General features: G+C 59.6%; 24 protein-coding genes and 1 other annotated feature. Of the genes, 15 read left to right on the forward strand and 9 right to left on the reverse strand.

The window, feature by feature from the left end; genetic code table 11:
• Nucleotides 1-125 precede the first annotated feature (125 nt).
• Nucleotides 126-782 (forward strand): HAD family hydrolase, encoded by a 657-nt coding sequence (locus tag N6G83_RS10410; protein ID WP_197764754.1) that lies wholly within the window; start codon nt 126-128, stop codon nt 780-782.
• A gap of 89 nt (nt 783-871) precedes the next feature.
• Entirely contained in the window at nt 872-1492 is a 621-nt protein-coding gene (locus N6G83_RS10415) for a glutathione S-transferase family protein (protein WP_025302203.1), read from the forward strand.
• Nucleotides 1493-1505: 13 nt separating this feature from the next.
• On the opposite strand, the gene N6G83_RS10420 is transcribed toward N6G83_RS10415, so the two are convergent.
• Complete coding sequence (locus N6G83_RS10420) at nt 1506-2606, reverse strand: PQQ-dependent sugar dehydrogenase (protein ID WP_049207932.1); 1101 nt, start codon at nt 2604-2606, stop codon at nt 1506-1508.
• 130 nt (nt 2607-2736) lie between these two features.
• Between N6G83_RS10420 and N6G83_RS10425 the strand changes: the two genes are divergently transcribed.
• Both N6G83_RS10425 and N6G83_RS10430 read left to right on the forward strand, forming a co-directional pair.
• A complete protein-coding gene (locus N6G83_RS10425) occupies nt 2737-3156 on the forward strand; it encodes a GNAT family N-acetyltransferase (protein ID WP_025302201.1) in 420 nt (139 codons plus the stop codon).
• Between the two features lie 11 nt (nt 3157-3167).
• Nucleotides 3168-4151 carry a magnesium and cobalt transport protein CorA gene (locus tag N6G83_RS10430; protein ID WP_025302200.1) on the forward strand — a complete coding sequence of 328 codons (984 nt, stop codon included), beginning with the start codon at nt 3168-3170 and terminating at the stop codon, nt 4149-4151.
• Between the two features lie 74 nt (nt 4152-4225).
• On the opposite strand, the gene N6G83_RS10435 is transcribed toward N6G83_RS10430, so the two are convergent.
• The 4 genes from N6G83_RS10435 to speB all read right to left on the reverse strand — a co-directional run bounded on the left by N6G83_RS10435 (nt 4226) and on the right by speB (nt 8874).
• Complete coding sequence (locus N6G83_RS10435; RefSeq protein ID WP_149570447.1) at nt 4226-5038, reverse strand: nitrilase-related carbon-nitrogen hydrolase; 813 nt, start codon at nt 5036-5038, stop codon at nt 4226-4228.
• A complete protein-coding gene (locus N6G83_RS10440) occupies nt 5035-6462 on the reverse strand; it encodes a purine-cytosine permease family protein (RefSeq protein ID WP_043137843.1) in 1428 nt (475 codons plus the stop codon). Before N6G83_RS10440 ends, N6G83_RS10435 begins: the two co-directional genes overlap by 4 nt.
• A gap of 16 nt (nt 6463-6478) precedes the next feature.
• Nucleotides 6479-7864 carry a sodium:solute symporter gene (locus N6G83_RS10445; protein WP_260515284.1) on the reverse strand — a complete coding sequence of 462 codons (1386 nt, stop codon included), beginning with the start codon at nt 7862-7864 and terminating at the stop codon, nt 6479-6481.
• Between the two features lie 77 nt (nt 7865-7941).
• The gene (gene speB, locus N6G83_RS10450) at nt 7942-8874 is read right to left on the reverse strand and encodes an agmatinase (RefSeq protein WP_043137848.1); all 933 of its coding nucleotides are present in this window, start codon (nt 8872-8874) and stop codon (nt 7942-7944) included.
• A gap of 249 nt (nt 8875-9123) precedes the next feature.
• Between speB and N6G83_RS10455 the strand changes: the two genes are divergently transcribed.
• Entirely contained in the window at nt 9124-10029 is a 906-nt protein-coding gene (locus N6G83_RS10455; protein ID WP_025302195.1) for a LysR family transcriptional regulator, read from the forward strand.
• On the opposite strand, the gene N6G83_RS10460 is transcribed toward N6G83_RS10455, so the two are convergent.
• Nucleotides 10020-11210 carry an MFS transporter gene (locus N6G83_RS10460; RefSeq protein ID WP_025302194.1) on the reverse strand — a complete coding sequence of 397 codons (1191 nt, stop codon included), beginning with the start codon at nt 11208-11210 and terminating at the stop codon, nt 10020-10022. The genes N6G83_RS10455 and N6G83_RS10460 overlap by 10 nt on opposite strands.
• A gap of 137 nt (nt 11211-11347) precedes the next feature.
• Here N6G83_RS10460 and N6G83_RS10465 point away from each other — a divergent pair, with 137 nt between their 5' ends.
• A complete protein-coding gene (locus N6G83_RS10465) occupies nt 11348-12232 on the forward strand; it encodes a LysR family transcriptional regulator (RefSeq protein ID WP_043137856.1) in 885 nt (294 codons plus the stop codon).
• 15 nt (nt 12233-12247) lie between these two features.
• Here N6G83_RS10465 and N6G83_RS10470 read toward each other — a convergent pair whose 3' ends face one another.
• Nucleotides 12248-13072: an SDR family oxidoreductase gene (locus N6G83_RS10470; RefSeq protein WP_260515287.1), complete on the reverse strand. Its 825-nt coding sequence runs from the start codon at nt 13070-13072 to the stop codon at nt 12248-12250.
• 229 nt (nt 13073-13301) lie between these two features.
• On the opposite strand from N6G83_RS10470, the gene hisL reads away from it, so the two are divergent.
• The 9 genes from hisL (at nt 13302) to hisIE (ending at nt 20588) form a co-directional block, all read left to right on the forward strand.
• Entirely contained in the window at nt 13302-13349 is a 48-nt protein-coding gene (gene hisL, locus N6G83_RS10475) for a his operon leader peptide (RefSeq protein WP_100396937.1), read from the forward strand.
• Nucleotides 13325-13451: a sequence feature (His leader region), on the forward strand. It overlaps the preceding gene by 25 nt.
• Nucleotides 13452-13522: 71 nt before the next feature.
• Entirely contained in the window at nt 13523-14422 is a 900-nt protein-coding gene (hisG, locus tag N6G83_RS10480) for an ATP phosphoribosyltransferase (protein ID WP_015377256.1), read from the forward strand.
• Nucleotides 14423-14426: 4 nt separating this feature from the next.
• Complete coding sequence (hisD, locus tag N6G83_RS10485) at nt 14427-15734, forward strand: histidinol dehydrogenase (protein ID WP_025302191.1); 1308 nt, start codon at nt 14427-14429, stop codon at nt 15732-15734.
• Nucleotides 15731-16819 (forward strand): histidinol-phosphate transaminase, encoded by a 1089-nt coding sequence (gene hisC / locus N6G83_RS10490; protein WP_049205882.1) that lies wholly within the window; start codon nt 15731-15733, stop codon nt 16817-16819. The genes hisD and hisC overlap by 4 nt, the downstream gene beginning before the upstream one ends.
• A complete protein-coding gene (gene hisB / locus N6G83_RS10495; protein ID WP_015377254.1) occupies nt 16816-17883 on the forward strand; it encodes a bifunctional histidinol-phosphatase/imidazoleglycerol-phosphate dehydratase HisB in 1068 nt (355 codons plus the stop codon). The genes hisC and hisB overlap by 4 nt, the downstream gene beginning before the upstream one ends.
• Nucleotides 17883-18473, forward strand: coding sequence for an imidazole glycerol phosphate synthase subunit HisH (gene hisH, locus N6G83_RS10500; protein WP_089195697.1), 591 nt, complete (start codon nt 17883-17885; stop codon nt 18471-18473). The genes hisB and hisH overlap by 1 nt, the downstream gene beginning before the upstream one ends.
• Nucleotides 18474-18478: 5 nt before the next feature.
• A complete protein-coding gene (gene hisA / locus N6G83_RS10505) occupies nt 18479-19216 on the forward strand; it encodes a 1-(5-phosphoribosyl)-5-[(5-phosphoribosylamino)methylideneamino]imidazole-4-carboxamide isomerase (RefSeq protein ID WP_025302188.1) in 738 nt (245 codons plus the stop codon).
• Nucleotides 19198-19974 (forward strand): imidazole glycerol phosphate synthase subunit HisF, encoded by a 777-nt coding sequence (hisF, locus tag N6G83_RS10510; protein ID WP_089195696.1) that lies wholly within the window; start codon nt 19198-19200, stop codon nt 19972-19974. Before hisA ends, hisF begins: the two co-directional genes overlap by 19 nt.
• Nucleotides 19968-20588 (forward strand): bifunctional phosphoribosyl-AMP cyclohydrolase/phosphoribosyl-ATP diphosphatase HisIE, encoded by a 621-nt coding sequence (gene hisIE / locus N6G83_RS10515; RefSeq protein WP_015377251.1) that lies wholly within the window; start codon nt 19968-19970, stop codon nt 20586-20588. Before hisF ends, hisIE begins: the two co-directional genes overlap by 7 nt.
• 73 nt (nt 20589-20661) lie before the next feature.
• Here hisIE and gndA read toward each other — a convergent pair whose 3' ends face one another.
• Nucleotides 20662-22068, reverse strand: a complete 1407-nt coding sequence (gene gndA / locus N6G83_RS10520; protein WP_025302186.1) for an NADP-dependent phosphogluconate dehydrogenase — start codon at nt 22066-22068, stop codon at nt 20662-20664.
• Between the two features lie 221 nt (nt 22069-22289).
• Entirely contained in the window at nt 22290-25664 is a 3375-nt protein-coding gene (locus N6G83_RS10525; protein WP_164068642.1) for a GT99 family glycosyltransferase N-terminal domain-containing protein, read from the reverse strand.
• Between the last annotated feature and the right edge of the window lie 3 nt (nt 25665-25667).

A 25667-nucleotide genomic window follows, 5' to 3' on the forward strand; every position in this document is an offset into this window, starting at 1 on the left:
CTGTCGCAAAACCGTCATCAATGTTTCTTATGCTCTGCGCAATTTCGCCGACGCCGCTGGCTGGCGATGGGCGCTATCCGCTATCCTGTAAACGACCTCATACCCTGCCTGCCGGAGAAATACTGATGGATTTAGCCTTATTCGACCTGGATGAAACCCTGATTGACGATGACAGCGCCAGCCTGTGGATCCGCTGGCTGGTCGGCCAGGGCTTCGCGCCGGCGGAGCTGGAACTGCAGGAGCAGCAGCTGATGCAGCTCTATTATCAGGGCAAGCTGTCGATGGAGGACTACATGCAGGCCACGCTGGCGCCGCTGACCGGCCTGAGCGTGCAAACCGTGGCCGGCTGGGTGCAACGCTACATTCGCCGCGATATCCTGCCGCGCGTCTATCCCGCCGCCCGTGAGCGCCTGCAGTGGCACCGCGAACGCGGCGACTGCATCCTGGTGATCTCCGCCACCGGCGAGCACCTGGTGGCGCCGATCGCCGAACAGCTCGGCGCCGACGATGCGCTGGCGATCGGCGTGGAAATCAGCGACGGTCGCTTCACCGGCCACACCTACGGCACCATGACCTACCAACAGGGCAAGGTGATCCGCCTGGAGCACTGGCTTGCGCAGCATCCGCACCTAAAGTTCGAGCACAGCCACGGCTACAGTGACTCCCTCAACGACAAGGCGATGCTGCAATTCGTCGACAGCGCCACGGTGATCAACCCCGACAGCGAGTTGAGCGCGCTAGCGGCGGAGCACGGCTGGGAAGTGTGCCGCTGGGAGCGTTGATCGGCAGACAAAAAATGCCCTGCGGTGTGACAAAAAGCGCATTGTGGCGTAGGTATTAAGGGTCTTTAATCCGCTAACGGAGTTATCCCATGCTGACCATTTGGGGTCGTGAGAATTCGAACAACGTCAGGAAGGTGCTGTGGTGCGCCGCCGAACTGGGGCTGAGCTATACCCACATCAACGCCGGCGGCGCGTTCGGCAAGGTCAACGAAGAGAGTTACCGCGCGTTGAACCCGAACGGCCTGGTGCCGCTGCTGCAGGACGATGACTTCGTGCTGTGGGAGTCCAACACCATCGTGCGCTACCTGGCGGCGAAATTCGGCGACGCGACGTTCTATCCGCAAGATCTGCAGGCGCGCGCCGCCGCCGAGAAATGGATGGACTGGACCACCTCAACCATCGTTCCGGCCTTCACCATCGTCTTTTGGGGCCTGATCCGCACCGCGCCGGAGCTGCGCGACATGGCGAAAATAGAAGCGGCGATCGCCACGCTGGAAAAACACTTCGATATCATTGAACAGACGTTGGCGCACCAGCCTTACCTCTCCGGCGACGCGTTCGGCTTCGGCGATATCCCGCTCGGCAGCTTCGCCTACGGCTGGTTCGAGATGCCGATCGCCCGCCGCCCACGGCCGAACATGGAGCGCTGGTATCAGCAACTGCGCGCTCGCCCGGCCTATCAGCGCGGCGTGATGAGCGAGCTCACCTGATGCGTGCGGGGCGTTACGACGCCCCGACCTTCAGCAGCTTGCCGTCCCGTTCGTCCGTCAACAGATACAGGTAGCCATCCGGCCCGCTGCGCACCTCACGAATGCGTTCGCCGCGATCGCCCAGCAGCCGCTCTTCCGCCACCACTTTGTCACCCTCCAGCGTCAGGCGAATCAGTTCCTTTTGCGCCAACGCGCCGATGAACAGCGAGTGACGCCAGGCAGGGAAGCGCTGCCCGTCATAGAACGCCATGCCGCTGAGGCCGGGCGAGACTCGCCAATAGTGCAGCGGTTGTTCGGTGCCGGGCACCCGCTCTCCTTTCGCCTCCGGGATCGGCTGGCCGGAATAGTTAATGCCGTAGGTGGCCAGCGGCCAGCCGTAGTTTTTACCCGGCAGCGGGATGTTGAGCTCATCGCCGCCGCGCGGGCCGTGCTCGTGTTCCCAGATCGCGCCGCTCCGCGGGTTCAATGCCAGCCCTTGCGGATTGCGGTGGCCGTAAGACCAGACCTCCGGGCGTTTACCTGCCTGGCCGACCCAGGGATTATCTGGTGGTATCGCGCCCTCGGCGGTCAGCCGCACCAGCTTGCCCTGCAGTTTGTCGGTTTCCTGCGCCGTCGGCCGCTGGTTGTTTTCACCCAGCGCGATAAACAGGTAGCCTTGCCTGTCGAACGCCAGCTTGCCGCCGAAGTGATTGCCGACCGACAGCTTGGGCTGCTGACGGAAGATCACCTTAAAGTTCTCCAGCCGCGCGCCATCGTCGCTCAGGCGGCCATAGCCGACCGCCGTGCCGGCTTTGCCGCCCTCGCCCGGTTCGGCGAAGCTGAGGTATACCCGGCGGCTGGCGGCGAAGTCGGGGGCCGGCAACACCTCCAGCAGGCCGCCCTGCCCCTCGGCGTAGACCTGCGGCACGCCGGCGATCGGTGCCGACAGGCCTTTGCCCGGCTGCCATAGCCGCAGCCGACCGGGCCGTTCAGTGATAAGCAGGCCTTGATCCGCCGGCAAGAAGGCCAGCGACCAGGGGTGTTCCAGGCCGTCCTGCAGTTGGCTGACCGTCGGCGCGGCGTGCAGCAGGCCGCTGCACAGCAGCAAACCGGCCAGCAGAGTCAATCGGGGCATGGTGTCCTCCTGGGGTGAAATGACCCGTTTAGTGTAGCCCACTCAGCGGATGTGGTCGTTTGCATTACATTTCAATAGGTTGCCTTTTGGCCGTAGTGTGCTTAAGTTAACGCATCACCCAGGAGGAAAAATGGACATTACCGTTACCGACGCGATTGACGAACAAACCCTCGATGCGATCAGGCAAGGGCTGCGCGCTTACAACCTGCCGCATATCGACGCCAGCCACCGCAAGCCGCTCAGCGTCTATGCGCGCGACGAAGCCGGTACGGTGATCGGCGGCCTGACCGCCGAAACCTGGGGCAACTGGCTGAGCGTCGAGTGGCTGTGGGTGGCGGATACCCAGCGCGGCAGCGGCCTCGGCGGCCGGTTGATGCGCGCCGCCGAACGCGAGGCGCAGGCGCGCGGCTGCCGCTACGCTCGCCTGGATACCTTCAGCTTCCAGGCGCGGCCGTTCTACGAAAAACTCGGCTATCAGTTGCAAATGACGCTGAAAGATTATCCGGTGGAACATGAGTGTTATTTTCTCACCAAAACCCTGACTGATTAATGGATGGACGGATGGACAGCAAAAGCATGGTGGTGAACTGTGTGGCGTACAAAGCCGGCCAACGGCTGGGCGAAGTGACCATCGACGATATCAGCGAGGTGGTCAAACAGCCGGACACCTTCGTCTGGCTGGGGCTGCGGCAGCCGGAGCCGGCGTTTATGCGCAAGGTGCAGGAGGAGTTTGGCCTGCACGATCTGGCGATCGAAGACGCGCTGTGCGCGCATCAGCGGCCGAAGCTGGAAACCTACGGCGACTCGCTGTTCATCGTGGTGAAAACCGCGCAGTGGGGCGAACACGACGAAATCGAATACGGCGAAACCCACTTCTTCGTCGGCAAAAACTTTCTGGTGACGGTGCGCCACGGCGCCTCGCCCAGCTACGCGCCGATCCGCGCCAAGGCGGAAGAGAACCACAAGCAGATGTGCCGCGGGCCGGGCTTTGCCCTCTATTCGGTGTTGGACTTCGTAGTGGATAACTACCGCAGCGTGGTGACGCGCTTCGAGAGCACCATCGAGAACATCGAAGCCAACATGTTCCAGTCGGAGTTCGATCAGGCGGCGATCGAGAACGTCTATACCCTGCGCCGCCACCTGCTGGCGCTGCGCAACGCCGCGCTGCCGATGGATGAAATCTGCAACCAGCTGATCCGCCTGCACGAAGAGGTGATCCCGAAAGAGCTGCGCGCCTACGTGCGCGACGTGCAGGATCACGCGCATCAAGTGGTCAGCAACATCGACGACATGCGCGAAATGCTGACCAACGCCATGCACGTCAACCTGGCGCTGGTGACGGTCAAACAGAACGAAGTGGTGAAACGGCTGGCGGGCTGGGGGGCGATTTTGGCCATCCCGACGGTGGTCTTCAGCCTGTACGGCATGAACTTCGCCGATATGCCGGAGCTGAAGTTCCCGTGGGCCTACCACGCCACGCTGGGAGTGACCGCCGTCGGCTGCATTTTCCTGTATCAGAAGCTGAAGAAATCGGGCTGGCTGTAGCGCCCAAACGGCGGCTTTTCCCGCCGGCAAAGACGCTCTGCGGGGCAGCCGGGTCCACCGACCGCCCCGCCGCTTCAATACAGCATCGGCCGCCGATCGCGATGCACGTGATTGTGGCGGCCAATGTGCTTGTCATCGGCTGTGCCGAGATCCATCGATGCCAGCACCATGCCTTCGCCCTCCAGGCTCTGCGTCAACGGATAACCATCGGCGTCGACGATCACCGATCCGCCGATCCACGCAACGCCGCGCTCCGTTTCGCAGCGATCGCACACCGCGATGAACAGCCGATTGACGGCGGCGTTGGCCTGCGCCTTGACCATCTCCGCCGGCCGTTCACCCTGCGGGCGCGGCGCCAGCGGCCAGTTGACCGGCGCGCACAGCAGTTGAGCGCCGGCCAACGCCGGCAGCCGCACCCACTCAGGGAATTCGAGATCGTAACAGATCATCACCGCCAATCGGCCAAAGCGGGTCTCGACGACCGGCGGTGGCCGATCGCCGGCGGTAAAGATCGTGCTCTCTTCATGCCACAGGTGGGCCTTGCGATAAATCGCCCTCACCCCCTGCGCATCGATCAATGCCGCGCTGTTGGCCACCTCACCCTCGGGCAGGCGCTCGCAGAAACCGGCGACGATCGCCACATCCAGCTCACGCGCCAGTCCCCCCCACAGGCTGAGGCTAGGCCCGTCTTCGGCCTCGGCCAACGCCAGCGCCTCCGCCTTATCGCGCAGCACGTAGCCGCTGTTCACCAACTCCGGTAACACGATGACGTTGGCGCCGTGCTGCGCCGCCCGGCGGATAGCCTGGGCGGACAGCGCCCGATTGTGCTCCGCTTCCCCTACCCGCAACGCTAACTGGCAGCATGCGACGCTGATTTTTTCCTTCACTCCGGTTCTCCTTCCAATAACCCCTCGCAGCGCAACGCCACCCGCCGTTCGGCTTCAAGATCGAGCTTACGGCACATTACGACATAAACGCTCCCGGCCACCAGCAGGCCGATCAGAAAAGCGATATCCGCGCCACCCAGTAAAACAGCAAAGGGACCGGTGTAAAAGCCCAACGTCATGAACGGCACCATCGCCAGCAGACCGACCGCGTAAGCCGTCAGACCGGAGCCGCCCCAGCGGCCATAGATCCCCGACGGGTTGAAGATTTCACCTATCGCGTAATGCCCGCCGCGCACCACGTAAAAGTCCATCAGGTTCACCGCCGTCCAGGGCACCAGAAAATACAGCATCAGCAGTACGAAGGTATTGAAGCTGGCGAGATAGCTCGCCGGGATGGCCAACGCCACCGCAAACACCGTCATAGCGACGACGCCAATGCCGGCCATGCGTAATTTCAACGTTGGCGTCACTTTACGGAACGCGTCAATCGCGCTGAGGCTGGTCAGCATTGCGCCATAACAGTTGACCGCCATGATACCGACCAGCGAGGGCACGGCGATCAGCACGGCCAACGTGCCAAACCCAGGATAGACGGCATTACCCACCGCCTGTACGCTGCCGATCGCATCGGGGGCCGGTAAGGCTGAAGCCAGAAACGCGCCCAGCGACATCAGCCAAAGCGCCGATCCGGCCGCCCCCAGGTAAGTCCAAAAGATCACGTTGGCCGACGGCGTTTCATGCGGTAAATAACGCGAGTAGTCGGAAACGTACACTGCGTAGCTGATTTGATAGCCGGCGGCGGCCGACAGCTGAATCAAAAAGGCCGCCCACGAAAAATGCCCAGCGCCGACGACGGCGTCCATCCGCAGCGACAACACGGCGCCGACCGTCAGCACGCCGAACACTGCCATCATCACATAGGTCAGCCAGCGCTGCACCGCATGGAGCATGTCGTGGCCGACGATCGCCAACAGCACGGCCACCGCGATCAGCAACGCATACCAAGGCAGACGGTGGCCCGGCAACACCGTGTTGATCGCATCGGTCGCGAGAATAACGTTGAACACGTTGAAACCGATGTAAACAAACACCACGGCGGCAAAGGGAACGATGGCGCCACGCAGGCCGAATTGGGCCCGTGACTGGATCATCTGCGGCAGCCCCATGCGCGGCCCCTGATTGGCATGACACGCCATGAAGAACGTGCCGAACCCCACGCCGACGGCAATGGCCAGCATCGAATAAAGCGCGCCCAACCCCAACGCCGGGCCGCTGAAACCGACCACCATCGTCGTCAAAACGAAATTACCGGTAAACCAAAACGGCGCCTGATGCCAAACCTTGCCATGCCGCTCGTGATGGGGCACAAAGTCTATCGAGCGCACTTCAATTTTTGGGCGTGACGCCACATTGCGATTGTTCATGTCCCACCTCGTCGTTTCAACGCTCGGTTTGCGGCTGCAGCTGCGCTGCCGGGCGGCTCAACAGGCTGCCCAACACGAAGGCGACGCCGCCGCCCAGCAGACCGCCGTAGATCGGGCTGTTGGCATCGATGCCGTGCCAGATCATCAGCCCCACCACACACAGGCTGCCGGTCAGCATGCTGGCAATCGCGCCGGCGCTGGTAGCGCGCGGCCAGAAGATCGCCCCCACCAACGGGATCAACATGCCCCCCACCAACAGGTTGTAAGCCAGCGTCAGCGCCGCCAGCACGTCGCGCACCACAAACGCCAGCCCCAGCATGACCACGCCCATGAAAAGCGTGGTGAAGCGCCCGGCGGCCAGCCCGCCGGAAGGTTTGCGGCGGATGGCCGGCAATACGTCCTCCAGCGCGATGGTGGAAGACGCCAGCAGGCAGGCGCTGGCGGTAGACATCAGCGCCGCCAACGCCGCGGCGGCCACCAGCCCGCTGACGCCGACCGGCAACACCGCCTGCGCGACAGCGGCGAAGGCGCCGTCGGTGTTGCTGAGCGACGGCAGCACGATCTTGCCGGCCATGCCGATCAGCGCGCCGGTCACGCCGTACAGCACGCAATAGACGCCCGCGCCCAGCCCGGCGAAGCGCGCCACATTGGCGCTGCGGGCGGTGAACACCCGCTGCCAGATGTCCTGGCCGATCAGAATGCCGAAGAAGTAGATCAGGAAGAACACCAGAATGGTGTCCAGCCCGATCGACGACAGCTGGTAGTAACCGGCGGGCAGCAGGCTGGTGAACGCCTCCCAGCCGCCGGCCTTGACGATGCTCATCGGCATCAGCACCAGCATCATGCCGACGGTCATGATGATGAACTGAATGATGTCGGTCAGCGTCAGCGACCACATGCCCCCCAGCGTTGAATACAGCACCACCAGCCCACCGCCAAGCAGGATAGACGCGCTGAACGACAGGCCGAACATCACCTGCATCACGCTGCCGATGGCGATGATCGAGGTCACCGCCACCATCAGGTCATACGCCAGCATGATCGCGCCGCTGGTGACCCGCGCGGCCGGGTGATAACGCCGCGACAGCACCTGGCTGACGGTATACAGCTTCAGTTTGAGCAGCGGCTTGGCCAGCACCAGGCTCAACACCACGATGCCCAGCCCGAGCGCGCCGCACAGCCAGACGCCGGAGATGCCGTAGGTGTAGCCGAGCTTGACGCTGCCGATGGTCGACGCGCCGCCGAGCACCACCGCCGACAGCGTGCCCAGATACAGCCCCGGCCCCAGGTTGCGCCCGGCCACCAGATACGCCTCTTTGGAATTGGCGCGGTGAATGCCCATCCATCCCACCGCGCCTATCACCAGAAAGTAAATCACCACAACCAGCAGATCGAGATTCATGGGTACCTCCACTCCGTTGTTATTGTTATCAGGGGGCCCGACGCAACCGCTCCGCCGGTAGGGTCAGTACGCCGGCCTCAGCGGGCCGGCAGCACGCACAACATTTCAAACAGCAGGTTGGCGGCCAGCAGCGCCGTGTTGCCGGAGCGATCGTAAGGCGGCGACACTTCCACCACATCGCCGCCCACCAGGTTCAGCCCGCGGCAACCACGTACGATCTCCAGCCCCTGCCAAACCGACAGCCCGCCGACCTCCGGCGTGCCGGTACCCGGCGCAAAGGCCGGATCCAACCCGTCAATATCGAAGCTGAGGTAAACCGGCGCATCGCCCATCTGTTCGCGGATCTCCGCCATCAGCGGCGTCAGCGACCGGTGCCAGCAGGCCTCGGCCGGCACCACGCGGAAGCCCTGGCGCCGTGACCAATCGAAGTCATCCGCCGCATAGCCGCTGCCGCGCAGGCCAATCTGCACCACCTTTTCGGGCGCCAGCAGCCCCTCCTCAAACGCGCGGCGGAAGGTGGTGCCGTGCGCCAGCTGTTCGCCGAACATCTCCTCATTGGTATCGGAATGCGCATCGACGTGGATCAGCCCGACCGGGCCATGTCGGCGGGCGACGGCGCGCAGCACCGGCAGCGTCAGGGTGTGATCGCCGCCGAGCGTCAACGGCATGCAGCCGTGTGCCAGGATCTCGTGATAAGCCGCCTCGATGCGCTGCACGCTGTCCGCCAGGCTGTAAGGGTTGATGGCGACATCCCCCAGATCGGCCACCTGCAGCCGTTCGAACGGGGCGGAACCGGTGCCCATGTTGTAGGGGCGAATCATCACTGACTCCTGGCGGATCTGGCGCGGGCCATAGCGGGTGCCGCTGCGGTTGGAGGTGCCGATATCCAGCGGAATGCCGACAAAGGCGGCGTCCAGACCGTGCGCCTGTTCGGCGGCGGGCAGGCGCATCATGGTGGGAATACCGGCAAAGCGCGGCATGTCGTTACCGCTTTGGGGTTGGTTCAGCATGGCGTATCCTTGTCTTGATCTGCGATGAATTGAAACATTTGAGCAACATTCGCAGACTACCCCGTTGGCCGCCTCGGCTACCATTCCCGCTTTTGCATGTAAACATCGGAAAACGCGATGCAACTAACCTATTGAAGTATTGATTTTTATTTCAAATTCATGCCATAAGGAAGACCATATCTTCAGCGCCGCACCTATTTCTTCGATGTTAAAAATGGGTTAACCGGCCGACGTTCTGCGGAGGGGGCGATGCTCACCAACCTAAGCGATATCGATCTGAAACTGCTGCGGGTGTTCGTCGCGGTGGCGGAAGCCCAGGGCGTCAGCGCCGCACAGGAAGCGCTGTTGATGAACCAATCCACCATCAGCACCCACCTGGCCTCGCTGGAAACCCGGCTGGGTTTTCGCCTGTGTCAACGCGGCCGCTCCGGCTTCCGGCTGACGCCCAAGGGCGAACGCATGCTGATCGCCTGCCGCTCGCTGTTCAACGCCGCCCGCGACTTCACCCGGGTCAGCCAGTCGCTGAACGGCCTGCTGACCGGCGATCTGCAGATCGGTCTGGTGGATAATCTGGTTTCGCTGCCGGGCAATCCGTTCAGTCAGGCCATCCAACACTTCCAACGCCGACATCAGGACGTGCAATTGCAGTGCCGCATCTGTTCGCCGAACGAGATTGAACAAGGGTTGCTGCACCGGCAGCTCGATCTGGGCATCGGCTACTTCGGCCAGCAGCTGGAGGCGTTGCGTTATCAGCCGTGGCTGGAGGAGACGCAGGCGATCTACTGCAGTAGGGATCACCCGCTGTTCGCGGTAGAAGAACCGGGGCGCGAGCAGATTGAAAACGCGCGCTGGGTCAAGCGCGGCTACCTGCTGGCACAGCAGCTGTGCCCGATCGCGCCGCCGCATCTGGCCGCGGTGGCCCACCATATGGAAAGCGTCGCCCATCTGGTGCTGAGCGGCACCTGTCTCGGCTATTTGCCCACCCACTACGCGGCGCGTTGGGTGGAACAGGGGCTGCTTCGGCAGTTGGGCGGTACGGCGCTCTCATACCGCGCCACGCTCAGCCTGGTCAGCCGCCCCGTCCAGCCCGACGAGGCGCTGAACGCGCTGCTGGAGGATTTGGCGCGCGCCGCACGCCCATCACCTCATCGCTGAGAGGCCAGCGCCCGATTCATGGCAAACAGCGTGCCGGTTAAAGACAGGACGAGTAATCCGATGATGGCCCAGGCGAAAGAGGGCGCCCCGCCCTTGTCGAGCAACATGCCGCCGACCGCGCCACCGGCTGCCACGGCGGTATTCCAGCCCGTCGTATACATGGACTGCGCCACGTCGGCCGCGCGACCGGAAAGGCGTGACAATGCCGTCTGCGTGAGGGTGGCGAAACCGCCGAAAGCCAAGCCCCAACAAGCCACGGAGAGATAGACCATCGGGATCATCCGTCCCCCACTCCCCAGCAGCACGGCAGCGAGAGCAAAGATGACGATACTCATCACCGTAAGAGATTGGACTCGCCGATCGACCAGCATCCCGGCGACGCCCAATCCGGCAATCGCGCCCAGCCCGAAGATAAACAGAACGATATCAACCCGCTCGGACAACCCCGACGGCTTGAGAAAAGGCTCCAGGTAGATATACAGAATGTTATGGGCAACGATAAAGGTGAACACCACGAACAGCACGGCGCGGATCCCCCGTTGCAAGAATACGCCGCTCAGAGACGGCCGATGCGCCTTAGCCTGGCCGGGGAAATCCGGCACGATGGCGATGATCCACACCACGAGCACCAGCGCCATCAACGTCATCAGACCAAAGGCGCCCTGCCAGCCGATGGCTCGGCCAAGCAACGTGCCGAGCGGTACGCCAAGCACCAACGCCAAAGTGGCGCCGGCGCCGGAGATCGCAATAGCGCGGCCGCCAAGGTGGGCCGGTGACATGCGCACCGCATAACCAGCCAGCAAAGACCAAACGATGCCGCCGAAAACGCCGGCGAAGAAACGCGTCGCCAATGAGACGTGATAATCGTTCGACAGCGCCGTGACGAGGTTAACGATGGCAAAACCGCCGATCGCGCTCAACAGCAAGGGGCGGCGCCGCATACCTTGCGTCAATGCGGTCAGCGGAATAGCGGCGACCAACGCGCCCACCGCATAGGCGGTGATGAACTGCCCCGCCAGGCTTTCAGATACGTTCAAATCGCCCGCGATCGAAGAAAGCACGCCCGCCGGCATGATCTCGGTCAGCAGCGTGATAAAAGCGGCCATCGCCAACGCCAGCAGGCCGCCCAGCGGCAACCGATCGATGCCCTCGGCAGGCGCAGATATCGTCGTTTGATTCATTAATCACTCCCCATTCAAAGATGTTTCCGCCCATCGCGGATGACGTTTGCATCATGCTGCCCACTCGCTGATAAAAGAAAAACAGGCTAAAGTGAACAACACTCATGACATAAAGTTCATCAATAGAATGGAAGCCTATGGAAAGTCTGGGTTCTCTCGACGTTTTCGTGCGGGTCAGTGAAAGCCGCAGTTTCACGGCGGCCGGGCAACAGCTGGGGATCTCCGCCTCGGCGGTCAGCAAGACCATCGCCCGGCTGGAGGAACGGCTCAGCGTGCGCCTGTTTCACCGTTCTACCCGCACGGTCAACCTGACACCGGAAGGGGCCTTGTTTCTGGAAAGGTGCCGACGCATTTTGAGTGAGGTGAAAGAGGCGGAAGCCGAACTGTTGCAAACGCGGGGAACACCTCAGGGCAAGCTGCGCATCAGCCTCCCGTCGCTGGGCACGCTTTTCATGCCAAAACTGGGGGACTTCAAGCGCCGCTATCCTGAGATCGAGCTGGATATTGATTATTCGGATCGGCTGGTTGACGTGATTGAGGAAGGTTTCGATGCCGTTATCCGCAGCGGAACCCCGAGCGATTCACGGCTGGTTGCCCGCCGGCTGGGTACCTGCCGCAAGGTTTTCGTTGGCGCACCGGGTTATTTCAGCAAAGTGGGTATGCCGCGCAAGCCCGAGGATCTGACAAGCCATGCCCGTTTGCATTATCGCTTTCCCAGCACCGGCAAACTGGATGTCTGGCCGCTGGGAGACAAGACGGAGATGATCCCCGAACGGCCGGCCAGCATGGTGACAAATACCCTCGATCCGCAGGTATGCTTCGCCGAACAAGGGCTGGGCATCGCTTATTTGCCGGAGATCGCCGTGCGCAGACAGCTGGAACAGGGCAGCCTGGTGACGGTTTTGGATGACTACGACCGCGAGAACATGGTTTTTCATGTCCTCTGGCCGTCGGGCCGCCACCTGTCAGTCAAAATCAGGCTGTTCGTCGACTTTGTGACGAGCCACCTTTTCCCGCTTTAAACAACGTATGCCGCCTTAACTGACCGGCATACGCGCCGGATCGGGATACTGGTACTCAAAACCCAGCTCGTTGCAGATGCGGTTGCCGTCCACCAGCCGCTCATCCTGATCCGCTTCGTCGGCGAACTGCGGCGGCGCCAGGTGCAGCTGTTCGGCCAGCGCAGGATAAAATTCGCGTTTGGCCGGATGATGCGGCGCGCACAGGTTGTACACGTGACCGCCCTTCGGCAGCTTCAGCAGCAGTTGGATGGCGGCGATGACGTCGTCCTGGTGCACCAGATTCACCCCCTGCGACCCGCCCTTCACGTCGAGTTTGCCCGCCAGGAAGCGGCCGGGGTGACGATCGGCGCCCACCAGCCCCGCCAGGCGCAGAATGTCCACCGAGGTGTTCGGCAATTCATGCAGCCAGCGTTCCAGCTCGGCCAACACCCGGCCCGACGGCGAGACCGGCCGCAACGGCGACTCTTCGCGCAGCGTGCCGGTGGTTTCGCCGTACACCGAGGTGGAACTGGTGAAGATCACCCGCGGCACGCCGAAGGCCATCGCGCTGTCCACCAGCATGCGCACCGCATTAAAATAGTTCTCGCTGCCTTCGACGGTGCGGCGCGCGGGCAGCGTCACCACCAGCGCATCCACGCGCAGCAGCGATTCCAGATCGTCCGGATCGCACACCAGCTCCGGCGTCAGCTCCAGTTGATAGCATTCAATGCCGCTCATGCGCGCGGCCTCGACGCCGTCCGGCGTGGTTTTGCTGCCGACCACATCATACCCGCGGCCCATCAGCGATAACGCCAATGGCATGCCCAGCCAACCTAAACCAATAATGGCTACCTTTTTCATCCTCTTCCTCTCCTGAAGATCGCAGCGCCCTGCCCCTAAGGCTACGCCACTGTACACGGCGATACAATCTGCCCGGCTTAAGGTTAGGTAAAGCCGTGTGTGGCTAATAACTCAACCTGTTTCAATAAATTAAATTTATGACGTTAAAAAAGGGTTGCGCGGTGGACAGCGGATAGTTTAGCTTAATTGGCATACGGTTTTTACCGGCTTTTGATTAGAGAAAAACACCATGACACGCGTTCAGTTCAACCACCATCATCACCATCACCCTGACTAGTCTTTCAGGCGATGTGTGCTGGAAGACGGTTTGTTAATCTTCCAGTGGCGCGCAGAACGCAAGAGAGAGCCCTCGGAAGATTTCTTCCGAGGGTTTTTTTTTGGCTCCGGACAGACAGAAAAGAATATTTTTTACAATAAATTCATAAAATTACAGATTAAACAGAGGTTACCATGCTGGACAAGACACGTTTACGGATCGCAATGCAGAAGTCGGGCCGCCTGAGCGATGAATCCCAGGAACTGCTGGCACGCTGCGGCATCAAGATCAACCTGCAGCAGCAGCGTCTGATCGCCTTCGCCGAAAACATGCCGATCGATATCCTGCGCGTGCGCGACGACGACATCCCGGGCCTGGTGATGGACGGCGTGGTCGATCTCGGCATCATCGGCGAGAACGTGCTGGAAGAAGAGCTGCTCAGCCGCCGCGCCCAGGGTGAAGACCCGCGTTACTTCACCCTGCGCCGCCTCGATTTCGGCGGCTGCCGCCTGTCGCTGGCCACCCCACTCGACGCCGAATACGCCGGCCCGCAAAGCCTGCAGGACGCCCGCATCGCCACCTCTTATCCGCACCTGCTGAAGCAATACCTCGACAAACAAGGCGTGCGCTTCAAATCTTGCCTGCTGAACGGCTCGGTGGAAGTCGCGCCGCGCGCCGGCCTGGCCGACGCCATCTGCGATCTGGTCTCTACCGGCGCCACGCTGGAGGCCAACGGCCTGCGCGAAGTGGAGGTGATCTACCGCTCCAAAGCTTGCTTGATCCAGCGCGACGGCGAAATGCCTGAAGCCAAACAGCAGCTGATTGACCGCTTGATGACCCGCATTCAGGGCGTGATCCAGGCGCGCGAATCCAAATACATCATGCTGCACGCGCCGAGCGAGAAGCTGGACGAGATCGTCGCGCTGCTGCCGGGCGCCGAACGCCCGACCATTCTGCCGCTGGCCGGCGCGCAGAATCGCGTGGCGATGCACATGGTCAGCAGCGAAACCCTGTTCTGGGAAACCATGGAAAAACTGAAAGCGCTCGGCGCCAGCTCGATTCTGGTGCTGCCGATTGAAAAGATGATGGAGTAACACCATGTCGACCTTCAACACGCCGATCGATTGGGCAACGTGCAGCGCCGAACGCCAGGCCGAGCTGCTGATGCGCCCGGCAATCGCCGCCTCCGACAGCATCACCCGCACGGTGAGTGAGATCCTCGACAACGTGAAGGCCAATGGCGATCGGGCGCTGCGCGACTACAGCGCCCGTTTCGACAAGGCGGAAGTCTCGGCGCTGCGCGTCAGCGCCGAGCAGATCGCCGCCGCCGCCGCGCGGTTGGGTGATGACATCAAACAGGCGATGGCGGTGGCCGTCGCCAACGTGGAAACCTTCCACAACGCGCAGCGACTGCCGCCGGTGGACGTCGAAACGCAGCCAGGCGTGCGCTGCCAGCAGGTGACCCGCCCAATCGACTCGGTGGGCCTGTATATTCCCGGCGGGTCAGCGCCGCTGTTCTCCACCGTACTGATGCTGGCGACGCCGGCGCGCATCGCCGGTTGCCGCCGGGTGGTGCTGTGCTCACCGCCGCCGATCGCCGATGAGATCCTGTATGCGGCGCAGCTGTGCGGCGTGCAGGAAGTGTTTCAGGTCGGGGGCGCGCAGGCGATCGCCGCCCTGGCGTTCGGCACCGAAAGCGTGCCGCGCGTGGCGAAGATCTTCGGGCCGGGCAACGCCTTCGTGACCGAAGCTAAGCGGCAGGTCAGCCAGCGCCTCGACGGCGCGGCCATCGACATGCCGGCCGGCCCTTCTGAAGTGCTGGTGATCGCCGACGCCGGCGCCACCCCGGCGTTCGTCGCTTCCGATCTGCTGTCGCAGGCCGAACACGGCCCGGATTCGCAGGTGATCCTGCTGACGCCGGACGCGGCGATGGCGCAGGCGGTGGCCGAAGCGGTGGAAAGCCAGCTGGCCGAGCTGCCGCGCGCCGACACCGCACGCCAGGCGCTGGCGAGCAGCCGCCTGATCGTAGCGCGCGATCTGACTGAGTGCGTGGCGATCAGCAACCGCTACGGCCCGGAGCACCTGATTATTCAGACCCGTAATGCGCGCGAACTGGTGGACGGCATCACCAGCGCCGGTTCGGTGTTCCTCGGCGACTGGTCGCCGGAGTCCGCCGGCGATTACGCCTCCGGCACCAACCACGTGCTGCCGACCTACGGCTACACCGCCACCTGCTCCAGCCTCGGGCTGGCCGATTTTCAAAAACGCATGACGGTGCAGGAGCTGACGCCGCAGGGCTTCAGCAACCTGGCCGCCACCATCGAGACGCTGGCTGCCGCCGAGCAGCTGATCGCCCACAAGAACGCCGTGACCCTGCGCGTCGCCGCCCTGAAGGAGCAAGCATGAGCATCGAAAAACTGGCGCGCGCCAACGTTCGCGAGCTGACCCCTTATCAATCGGCGCGCCGCCTCGGCGGTAAGGGCGACGTGTGGCTGAACGCCAACGAATACCCGATCGCGCCCGAGTTCCAGCTGACCGCGCAAACCTTCAACCGCTATCCGGAGTGCCAGCCGGCGCAGGTGATCGAACGCTACGCCGCCTATGCCGGGGTCAAGAAAGAGCAGGTGCTGGTCAGCCGCGGCGCCGATGAAGGCATCGAGCTGCTGATCCGCGCCTTCTGCGAGCCGGGTAAAGACGCCATTCTGTTCTGCCCGCCGACCTACGGCATGTACGCCGTCAGCGCCGAAACCTTCGGCGTGGAGCGCCGCACCGTGGCCGCCAAAGAGGACTGGCAGCTGGATCTGCCAGCTATCGCGGACAGCCTGGACAACGTAAAGCTGATCTACGTCTGCAGCCCGAACAACCCAACCGGCAACCTGATCGATCCTGACTCTCTGCGCAGCCTGCTGGAGTTGGCCAAAGGCAAGGCGATCGTCGCGGTGGACGAAGCCTATATCGAGTTTTGCCCGCAGGCCACGGTGGCCGGCTGGCTGAGCGACTATCCGCACCTGGCTATCCTGCGCACGCTGTCGAAGGCCTTTGCGCTGGCTGGCCTGCGCTGCGGCTTTACGCTCGCCAATGAAGATCTGATTGCCCTGCTGCTGAAGGTGATCGCGCCTTACCCGCTTTCGACGCCGGTGGCGGATATCGCCGCGCAGGCGCTGAGCGAAGAAGGTATCCGCACCATGCGCCAGCGCGTCACCGATATCGCCGCCACCCGCAGCTGGCTGCAGCAACAGCTGGAGAAATGCGCCTGCGTCGAGCAGGTTTTCGCCAGCGACAGCAATTACCTGTTAGCCCGCTTCACCGCCTCAAGTAATGTGTTTAAAAGCTTGTGGGATCAGGGCATTATCTTACGAGACCAAAACAAACAGCCCGGGTTGTCCGGCTGCCTGCGCATCACCATAGGCACCCGCGACGAATGTCAACGCGTGGTGGACGCCTTGTCCGCCCTGCCCGGCGCCAACCCGACTCGCCAGGAGCCAATGTGAGCCAAAAAATCCTCTTTATCGATCGTGACGGCACGCTGATCGCCGAGCCACCGGAAGATTTCCAGGTTGACCGCCTGGACAAGCTGGCGCTCGAGCCAGACGTGATCCCTTCCCTGCTGGCGCTGCAACAGGCGGGGTATCAGCTGGTGATGATCACCAATCAGGATGGGCTCGGCACCGCCAGTTTCCCGCAGGAAACCTTCGATCCGCCGCACAACCTGATGATGCAGATCCTCAGCTCGCAGGGCATTCAGTTCGCCGATGTGCTGATCTGCCCGCACCTGCCGGCGGACAACTGCGACTGCCGCAAGCCGAAGACCGCGCTGGTGAAAGGTTACCTTGAACCCGGCGTGCTCGATACCGCGCACAGCTACGTGATCGGCGATCGGCCGACCGATGTGCAGCTGGCGGAAAACATGGGCATCCAGGGGCTGCGTTACCAGCGCGGCGTGCTGGGCTGGAAAGAGATCGTGCGCCAGCTGACCCTGCGTGACCGTCATGCGCGGGTTAACCGCGTGACCAAAGAGACGCAGATCGACGTCAACGTCTGGCTGGATCGCGAAGGCGGCAGCAAGATCAAAACCGGCGTCGGCTTCTTCGATCACATGCTGGATCAGATCGCCACCCACGGTGGCTTCCGCATGGAGATCGACGTCAAAGGCGACCTGTATATCGACGATCACCACACCGTAGAGGACACCGGCCTGGCGCTGGGTGAAGCCCTGAACAAGGCGCTGGGCGACAAGCGCGGTATCGCCCGCTTCGGCTTCGTGCTGCCGATGGACGAGTGCCTGGCGCGCTGCGCGCTGGATATCTCCGGCCGCCCGCACCTGGAGTACAAGGCCGAGTTCAACTATCAGCGCGTCGGCGATCTCAGCACCGAAATGGTCGAGCACTTCTTCCGTTCGCTCTCTTACACCATGGGCTGCACGCTGCACCTGAAGACCAAGGGCAAAAACGACCACCACCGGGTCGAGAGCCTGTTCAAAGTGTTTGGCCGCACGCTGCGCCAGGCGATCCGCGTCGAAGGCAATACCCTGCCGAGCTCGAAAGGAGTGCTGTGATGAACGTGGTGATTTTGGATACCGGCTGCGCCAACCTGGCCTCCGTCACCTACGCGGTGCGGCGCCTGGGCTATCAGCCGGAAGTGAGCCGCGATCCGGAGATCGTGCTGCGCGCCGACAAGCTGTTCCTGCCGGGCGTCGGCACCGCGCAGGCGGCGATGGATCAACTGCGCGAACGCGATCTGATCGAACTGATCAAAGCCTGCTCTCAACCGGTGCTGGGCATCTGTCTCGGCATGCAGCTGTTGGCGGCCAGCAGCGAAGAGAACGGCGGCGTGACGACGCTCGGCCTCATCGATACGCCGGTAAAGCAGATGACCGACTTCGGCCTGCCGCTGCCGCACATGGGTTGGAACCAGGTGTCCGCGCAGGCGGGCCACCATCTGTTCCGCGGCATCGATGACGGCGCCTACTTCTATTTCGTACACAGCTATGCGATGCCGATATGCCCCAGCACCATCGCTCAGGCGAACTACGGCGAGCCCTTCACCGCCGCCGTGCAAAAAGACAACTTCTTCGGCGTGCAGTTTCATCCAGAACGATCTGGAGCGGCCGGCGCGCAACTGTTGAAAAACTTTCTGGAGATGTAGGCAGCATGATTATTCCGGCTTTGGATTTGATCGACGGCAACGTGGTGCGCTTGCATCAGGGCGATTACGGCCAGCAGCGCGACTACGGCAACGATCCGCTGCTGCGTCTGCAAGACTATCAACAACAGGGCGCGCAGGTACTGCACCTGGTCGATTTGACCGGCGCCAAGGATCCGGCCGCACGCCAGATCCCGCTGCTACGCAAGCTGTTGGCAGGGGTTAACGTGCCGGTGCAGGTCGGCGGCGGCATCCGCAACGAGCAAGACGTCAGCGCCCTGCTGGAGGCCGGCGCCACACGCGTGGTGATCGGCTCTACCGCGGTGAAACAACCGCAGTTGGTGCAGAGCTGGTTCGAGCGCTACGGCGCCGACGCGCTGGTGCTGGCGCTGGACGTGCGTATCGACCCGCAGGGCGTGAAACGCGTGGCCATCAGCGGCTGGCAGGAAGATTCCGACGCCACGCTGGAACAGGTGGTGGAGCAGTTCCTGCCCTACGGGCTCAAGCACGTGCTGTGCACCGATATTTCGCGCGACGGTACGCTAGCCGGTTCCAACGTGGCGCTGTATCAGGCGATCAGCCGCCGCTATCCGCAGGTGGCCTTCCAGGCCTCGGGCGGCATCGGCAATCTGGACGACATCGCCCAGTTGCGCGGCAGCGGCGTTGCCGGCGTGATCGTAGGGCGCGCCCTGCTGGAAGGTAAATTTAGCGTTGAGGAGGCGATCGCATGCTGGCAAAACGGATAATCCCGTGCCTGGATGTTAAAGACGGGCAAGTGGTAAAAGGCGTGCAGTTCCGCAACCACGAAATCATCGGCGACATCGTGCCGCTGGCGCAGCGCTATGCGCAAGAAGGTGCGGACGAGCTGGTGTTTTACGATATCACCGCCTCGAGCGACGGCCGGGTGGTGGACAAAAGCTGGGTATCGCGCGTGGCGGAGGTGATTGATATTCCGTTCTGCGTCGCCGGCGGCATTAAAAGCGCCGAGGATGCCAGCCAGATCCTGTCTTTCGGCGCCGACAAGATTTCGGTCAACTCGCCGGCGCTGGCCGATCCTGAGTTGATTAGCCGCCTGGCGGAACGCTTCGGCGTGCAGTGCATCGTGGTGGGCATCGATACCTGGTTCGACAGTGAAACCGGCAAGTATCACGTCAACCAATATACCGGCGACGAGAGCCGCACCCGCATCACCCAGTGGGAAACCCTCGACTGGGTACAGGAAGTGCAGCGCCGCGGCGCCGGTGAGATCGTGCTGAACATGATGAACCAGGACGGCGTGCGCAACGGTTACGATCTGCAGCAGCTGCGCTGGGTGCGCGAGGCCTGCAAGGTGCCGCTGATCGCCTCCGGCGGCGCGGGCACCATGGAGCATTTCCTGGAAGCGTTCCGCGATGCGGACGTCGACGGCGCGCTGGCGGCGTCGGTGTTCCACAAACAAATCATCAATATCGGCGAACTGAAAAGGTTCCTGGTCGAACAAGGCGTGGAGATTCGCGTGTGCTGACAGAACAACAGAGAAACCAGCTGGACTGGGAAAAAACCGACGGCCTGATGCCGGCCATCGTGCAGCACGCCGTTTCCGGCGAAGTGCTGATGCTGGGTTACATGACGCCGGAAGCGCTGGCGACCACCGAGCAGAGCGGTAACGTCACCTTCTTCTCACGCACCAAGCAACGCCTGTGGACCAAAGGCGAAAGTTCCGGCCACTTCCTCAAGGTGGTCAGCATCACGCCGGACTGCGATAACGACACGCTGCTGGTATTGGCCAACCCGATCGGCCCGACCTGCCACCTCGGCAACAGCAGCTGCTTCCACCCGGCCGCCAGCGACTGGACGTTCCTCTATCAGCTGGAGCAGCTGTTGGCGGAGCGCAAGCACGCCAGCCCGGACAGCTCGTACACCGCCAGCCTGTACGCCAGCGGCACCAAGCGCATCGCGCAGAAGGTCGGGGAAGAAGGTGTGGAAACCGCGCTGGCCGCCACGGTCAACGATCGCGAAGAGCTGACCAACGAAGCCTCGGACCTGATCTATCACCTGCTGGTGCTGCTGCAGGACCAGGATCTGGATCTGAGCGCGGTGATCGGCCGGCTGCGCGAAAGGCATCAGAAAAAAGCGTGACGTTAAATCACGCGCAATAAAAAGCCGCCGGGCGTTAACCTCGGCGGCTTTTTTTATCGTTCAACGAGCGGGCTTATTCCATCCATTCGGTATGGAACACGCCTTCCTTGTCGATACGTTTGTAGGTGTGCGCACCGAAGTAGTCGCGCTGCGCCTGGATCAGGTTCGCCGGCAGCACCGCAGAACGGTAGCTGTCGTAGTAGGCGATCGCGGCGGAGAAGGTTGGCGTAGGGATACCGTTCTGCACGGCGTAAGCCACCACGTCACGCAGCGCCTGCTGGTACTCGTCAGCGATTTGCTTGAAGTATGGCGCCAGCAGCAGGTTGGCGATATCGGCATCCGCCGCGTAAGCGTCGGTGATCTTCTGCAGGAACTGGGCGCGGATGATGCAGCCGGCGCGGAAGATCTTGGCGATTTCGCCGTAGTGCAGATCCCAGTTATTTTCTTTAGAAGCGGCTTTCAGCTGTGAGAAGCCCTGTGCGTAGGACACGATCTTACCCAGATACAGCGCGCGACGCACTTTCTCGATGAATTCGGCTTTGTCGCCGCTGAACGGCGCCACTTTCGGGCCAGTCAGCACTTTAGACGCGGCAACGCGCTGGTCCTTCAGCGAGGACAGGTAGCGTGCGAACACCGACTCGGTGATCAGCGACAGCGGTTCGCCCAGATCCAGCGAGCTCTGGCTGGTCCACTTGCCGGTGCCTTTGTTGGCGGCTTCGTCCAGGATCACATCGACCAGGTATTTACCCTCTTCGTCTTTCTTGGTGAAGATGTCTTTGGTGATGTCGATCAGGTAGCTGTTCAGTTCGCCCTTGTTCCATTCGGCGAAGGTTTCGGCCAGCTGCTCGTTGCTCAGGTTCAGCGCCTGCTTCAGCAGGGAATAGGCTTCGGCAATCAGCTGCATGTCGCCGTATTCGATGCCGTTGTGCACCATCTTCACATAGTGGCCGGCACCGTCAGCGCCGATATAAGTCACGCAAGGCTCGCCTTCCGCGACCGCAGCGATTTTCTCCAGGATCGGTGCCACCAGCTCGTAAGCTTCTTTCTGGCCGCCAGGCATGATGGAAGGCCCTTTCAGCGCGCCCTCTTCACCGCCGGAAACGCCGGTGCCGATGAAATTAAAGCCCTGGTCGGACAGTTCGCGGTTACGACGGATGGTGTCCTGATAGTAGGTGTTGCCGCCATCGATCAGGATATCGCCCTTGTCCAGGTGCGGAGTCAACGAGGCAATGGTTTTATCCGTCGCTTCGCCCGCTTTCACCATCAGCAGGATGCGGCGCGGTTTTTCCAGCGATTCGACAAACTCTTCTACGGTGTAATACGGCGCCAGATTCTTGCCCGGGTTCTCAGCGATCACTTCGTCAGTTTTGTCGCCAGAACGGTTGAAAATGGAAACGGTGTAACCACGGCTCTCGATGTTCAGCGCGAGGTTGCGGCCCATTACCGCCATGCCGACAACGCCGATTTGTTGCTTGGACATTTAGGAACTCCTGTCTGAGGATGACCCTGCCGGCAACGTCGGCCAGCAGGTTTTGTGATGTGGCACACATGTTAACTCAGGATTGAGCCGCGTGGGTAGTGATTGGTGCGATAGGTCACATGATGTCGCAATATATTCATATCCTCCCCACAAAAAACCACGGCACCCTAAGGTGCCGTGGTCTGCGGTTCAGTCAATCAGTACGAAACGAGGGGCTTGAGTCACCGCACCTGGGCCGCCTTGAACGCGTCTACTTTTTCCTTCAATAAACGCTCACTTTCACTGATCATATCCAGATATTGAGTATTTACGAACCCCCACAACGTGGAGGTTTGATCCTCAGCATGCCCAACCTGGAAAGGTAGAGTGGTCACCACAACCAGATTTGGCACTGACTCCAAATAGCGATCTATGGTATTGGTTTGAGCATCAACGTTACGTTCATCCCAGTGGCTAACTGCCTCTATCCCACGACGTGAGTAAATATTCATCACCGTGCTTGTCATGCGATTGATATAAATATACTCAATGCCATCGACCTCCTCGACAGCCAGAATCTCCGTATCTTCATTCAAATGCGCAATAATGCCCGAGAAAATGTGCCAATCCCAATTGCTGCGTTCCAGATAAGCAACAATCTTCTCAAGTTTAATGTCAAAGTCGTCAGGGAATAACGCATCGTCCTCGCAGATCATAGCCATTTCGGTATTACGATCGGCAAGCACGGACAGCATGTATTTATAACTCATGCCACATCCGATCCAGCCAATACGGTGTCTAACCCCCTCAATGACCTTGAAACCATGGGTAGGCTTACTGAGGAAATCTTGCTTCCGTACCGGTGTTTCCGTCAGTGAGAGGCAGAGTTTTGGAATATCCGCCTCTATCGCAGGGATAAAATCAACGCCATTTTTATAAGTTTCGAAATCAATCAAATCATTCGCCAAAAGATAGCGTTTGAAATAGCCTTCAAAGTTGTTGTCGCTATGAGTAAACAACGCAATATTTTTCTTACGGCTAGCATGATAATCTTGATCGTTCAAGAGACGATCAATTTTTTTCGCCATTGCGTCAATATCGCCAATAGGAGCAAAATCAATAACATCAATGAGAGACGTATGCTCCGCGATATCCACACTTTCTTCACTAACAATTGGCGTTCCCAACGATAGCACTTCGTAAATACGTGTGGTCTCAAGCAACGCATTCTCATAGTAATGCAGGTTAATAACCAGTTTGGCATTTTTCACCAGCCGGGTCAGCTCATCGCCGAATACACCAGAGGCAATATGAATATTAAAACGTTGTCCCAATTGTTCAAGATAATGACGACGACGCTCACAATTCGTATCACCATAGAAGAGAACGTCAATTTGCTCCTCATTGCCGTTCAACTTATGACCTTTCTGGGTCAATTTTGAGCTGTAGTCTGCAAAAGAAGCAATTGGGAGGTAGAACAATTTCTGATAAGGGATACCATGTTCTAATAAGTAATTAATGTTAGTCAGGGAATAGTCAAATATAGCCATTGCACGTTCGAGAATCGCAAAATACTCTGGCGTAAACCAACGTGGGTTAATAGATTGTTCCATTTGGAACGCAACAAAGTTTTGCGGCAGCTCAGCAAAAATTTGAGGGCAAATAACAATATGCAGTTGCCCACTGTCCGCCGGCGCTGAGTATGCTTCAATTATGGTAACGCCGCGCCCCACCTCTACAAGCGTTTTCTCAAGCAAATGGGCCACAAACAGTGTATGCCTAGTAGTGAGAATAACAATATGGTCGGTATCTATATTAACTAGCGGCATCGGCGTATTAGCGGTATTTTTCGCCACACGTAGAAGACTGCTACGCAACTCACCGAAACGGCCGGTTAGCAATAGTTTGCCTGCCACTTTAGTTTTGCGAAGCAAAGCCTTATAAGGATGCGGACTTGCACGAAACGCTTGCCAACCTTTCCCAACCAAAGAGGTCGATTTTGTCCCTTTACGCTGTCGCATGTAGTGTCTGGATATATCCCTGATTACCCCAAACTCACCGCGAATGGCCCGACCAAGCATACGAACAGGTACCGTTAGTCGCCACGACAGACTTTTTCGCATATTGTTCATGTCGGACTGACTTTCACTAAGTTGTTGACTCAGTGTTTCAACCTTTAATTTAAGAGGTTCGTCTTCAACATAATTATTATTTAAAAGAAGAACTTCTTTTTGCGCATTCTCCAACAATTGCTGAGTAACCAGCTGTTGCTCTCGCTGTTGTATAAGCGTTTCCTGAAGCAACAGCAATTGCTCTTGCATAGAAGAAATCATTGCCTGCTTTTCTTCGTTATCGATCATCAGATGATGCTCAGCAACACGAATTTTTTGTTGCATATCATCCTGCTTTTCATTTTCTTGCTTAACCTGTTTTGATAGCAACTCACCCAGAGTCAACCCCTGCATTTTTAAAAATCCTTCCTTCTCAGTAGAATAATATTCAATATGGCGACTGACTATCGCCTGTTCACTTGGCCGAGATAAACGGAATCGCAGATAATCAATATCGAAAATCAATTCGAATGGAACTAAGTATGAAAATAGATAAAATGCCAAACGATTAGTTCTTTCTTGTTCATCGTCTGCCAAGGTTATATATTTATATGAACTGTCACCAACGACTGTCGTTGGTATACCAGCGAAAATTCCTTCTAATCCCACACTAGAATTAATCGTTAAAATCTCTCGACAACGCTGGACGAAAGACAAACTGGTCGGTGAACTGTCGATCTCATACTCACCCTCCTTGAGCTGGAACTGACTACCAGGATGAGTGCGAATTAATAATTTTTTCTCTGGAAAACGTGTACGCGCATAGGAAAGCAACGTCAGATTAGTGAATTCTTCACCATAAGCAACGAGATTTGAATCGTCTTCAACCTGTAATGCGATCCCCAGATCGGCATCACACTGCTGCTCATGAGTATTTGGCACACGCAGGAAGTAACGATGCAACTCCTCTATGGAAAGATCGACCTGGCACTGTTCCTGAACCGCCAAATAGCGCTTCTCTGCCTCTGTGTGACCGTTAACACCTGAGAAATCCAAATACCCTGTACTATAATAAGAGGGCATTCTCAACGGCCCTACTTCAAAGTGCATGACAGGAATAGATAAAGACTCGGCAACGGCCTCCAGAGAAGGGCAATTGCAAATTGACAATATCCCCTCTATTTTTCCAGACTCATAGCCTTGGAGATGGTTTAGCAGCTCAGCTTCCAGCTCGGGGATTCGCTGGGTCAGCATTTTCTTGAACGCCAACATCGGATTGTAGTTTGAAGAGTCTAATAAACTCTCAAATACACTCTCTCTCAAATGGTAATAATCATGACTGGCCAATAGCTCATCAGACGGAATGCTGTAACCCAAATTATTCATTGTAGGTACATCAAATTCCCAACGTTCTGACTTGCGCCACTCTTCCGGAGACAACAAGTAATCATTACCGGCGATAAAAAGTGAACGCTGCTGCAATGAGTTAAGCAGGCGATAAAATATCCATAAATAGGGAGCTTTCACTCCCCTAAACGGATATGGCGGTAAGAATACAGCAATCATTGC

Source organism: Serratia sp. PL7 (genome assembly GCF_945957435.1).

Coding starts and splice junctions, on each gene's coding strand:
- N6G83_RS10465 (WP_043137856.1), top strand. CDS start 11,348: ATGGAAAGTCTGGGTTCTCTCGACGTTTTCGTGCGGGTCAGTGAAAGC.
- N6G83_RS10525 (WP_164068642.1), bottom strand. CDS start 25,664: ATGATTGCTGTATTCTTACCGCCATATCCGTTTAGGGGAGTGAAAGCT.
- N6G83_RS10440 (WP_043137843.1), bottom strand. CDS start 6,462: ATGAACAATCGCAATGTGGCGTCACGCCCAAAAATTGAAGTGCGCTCG.
- hisH (WP_089195697.1), top strand. CDS start 17,883: ATGAACGTGGTGATTTTGGATACCGGCTGCGCCAACCTGGCCTCCGTC.
- gndA (WP_025302186.1), bottom strand. CDS start 22,068: ATGTCCAAGCAACAAATCGGCGTTGTCGGCATGGCGGTAATGGGCCGC.
- hisC (WP_049205882.1), top strand. CDS start 15,731: ATGAGCATCGAAAAACTGGCGCGCGCCAACGTTCGCGAGCTGACCCCT.
- N6G83_RS10430 (WP_025302200.1), top strand. CDS start 3,168: ATGGACAGCAAAAGCATGGTGGTGAACTGTGTGGCGTACAAAGCCGGC.
- N6G83_RS10455 (WP_025302195.1), top strand. CDS start 9,124: ATGCTCACCAACCTAAGCGATATCGATCTGAAACTGCTGCGGGTGTTC.
- N6G83_RS10425 (WP_025302201.1), top strand. CDS start 2,737: ATGGACATTACCGTTACCGACGCGATTGACGAACAAACCCTCGATGCG.
- N6G83_RS10410 (WP_197764754.1), top strand. CDS start 126: ATGGATTTAGCCTTATTCGACCTGGATGAAACCCTGATTGACGATGAC.
- speB (WP_043137848.1), bottom strand. CDS start 8,874: ATGCTGAACCAACCCCAAAGCGGTAACGACATGCCGCGCTTTGCCGGT.
- N6G83_RS10460 (WP_025302194.1), bottom strand. CDS start 11,210: ATGAATCAAACGACGATATCTGCGCCTGCCGAGGGCATCGATCGGTTG.
- hisF (WP_089195696.1), top strand. CDS start 19,198: ATGCTGGCAAAACGGATAATCCCGTGCCTGGATGTTAAAGACGGGCAA.
- hisD (WP_025302191.1), top strand. CDS start 14,427: ATGTCGACCTTCAACACGCCGATCGATTGGGCAACGTGCAGCGCCGAA.
- N6G83_RS10445 (WP_260515284.1), bottom strand. CDS start 7,864: ATGAATCTCGATCTGCTGGTTGTGGTGATTTACTTTCTGGTGATAGGC.
- N6G83_RS10420 (WP_049207932.1), bottom strand. CDS start 2,606: ATGCCCCGATTGACTCTGCTGGCCGGTTTGCTGCTGTGCAGCGGCCTG.
- N6G83_RS10415 (WP_025302203.1), top strand. CDS start 872: ATGCTGACCATTTGGGGTCGTGAGAATTCGAACAACGTCAGGAAGGTG.
- hisG (WP_015377256.1), top strand. CDS start 13,523: ATGCTGGACAAGACACGTTTACGGATCGCAATGCAGAAGTCGGGCCGC.
- N6G83_RS10470 (WP_260515287.1), bottom strand. CDS start 13,072: ATGAAAAAGGTAGCCATTATTGGTTTAGGTTGGCTGGGCATGCCATTG.
- hisA (WP_025302188.1), top strand. CDS start 18,479: ATGATTATTCCGGCTTTGGATTTGATCGACGGCAACGTGGTGCGCTTG.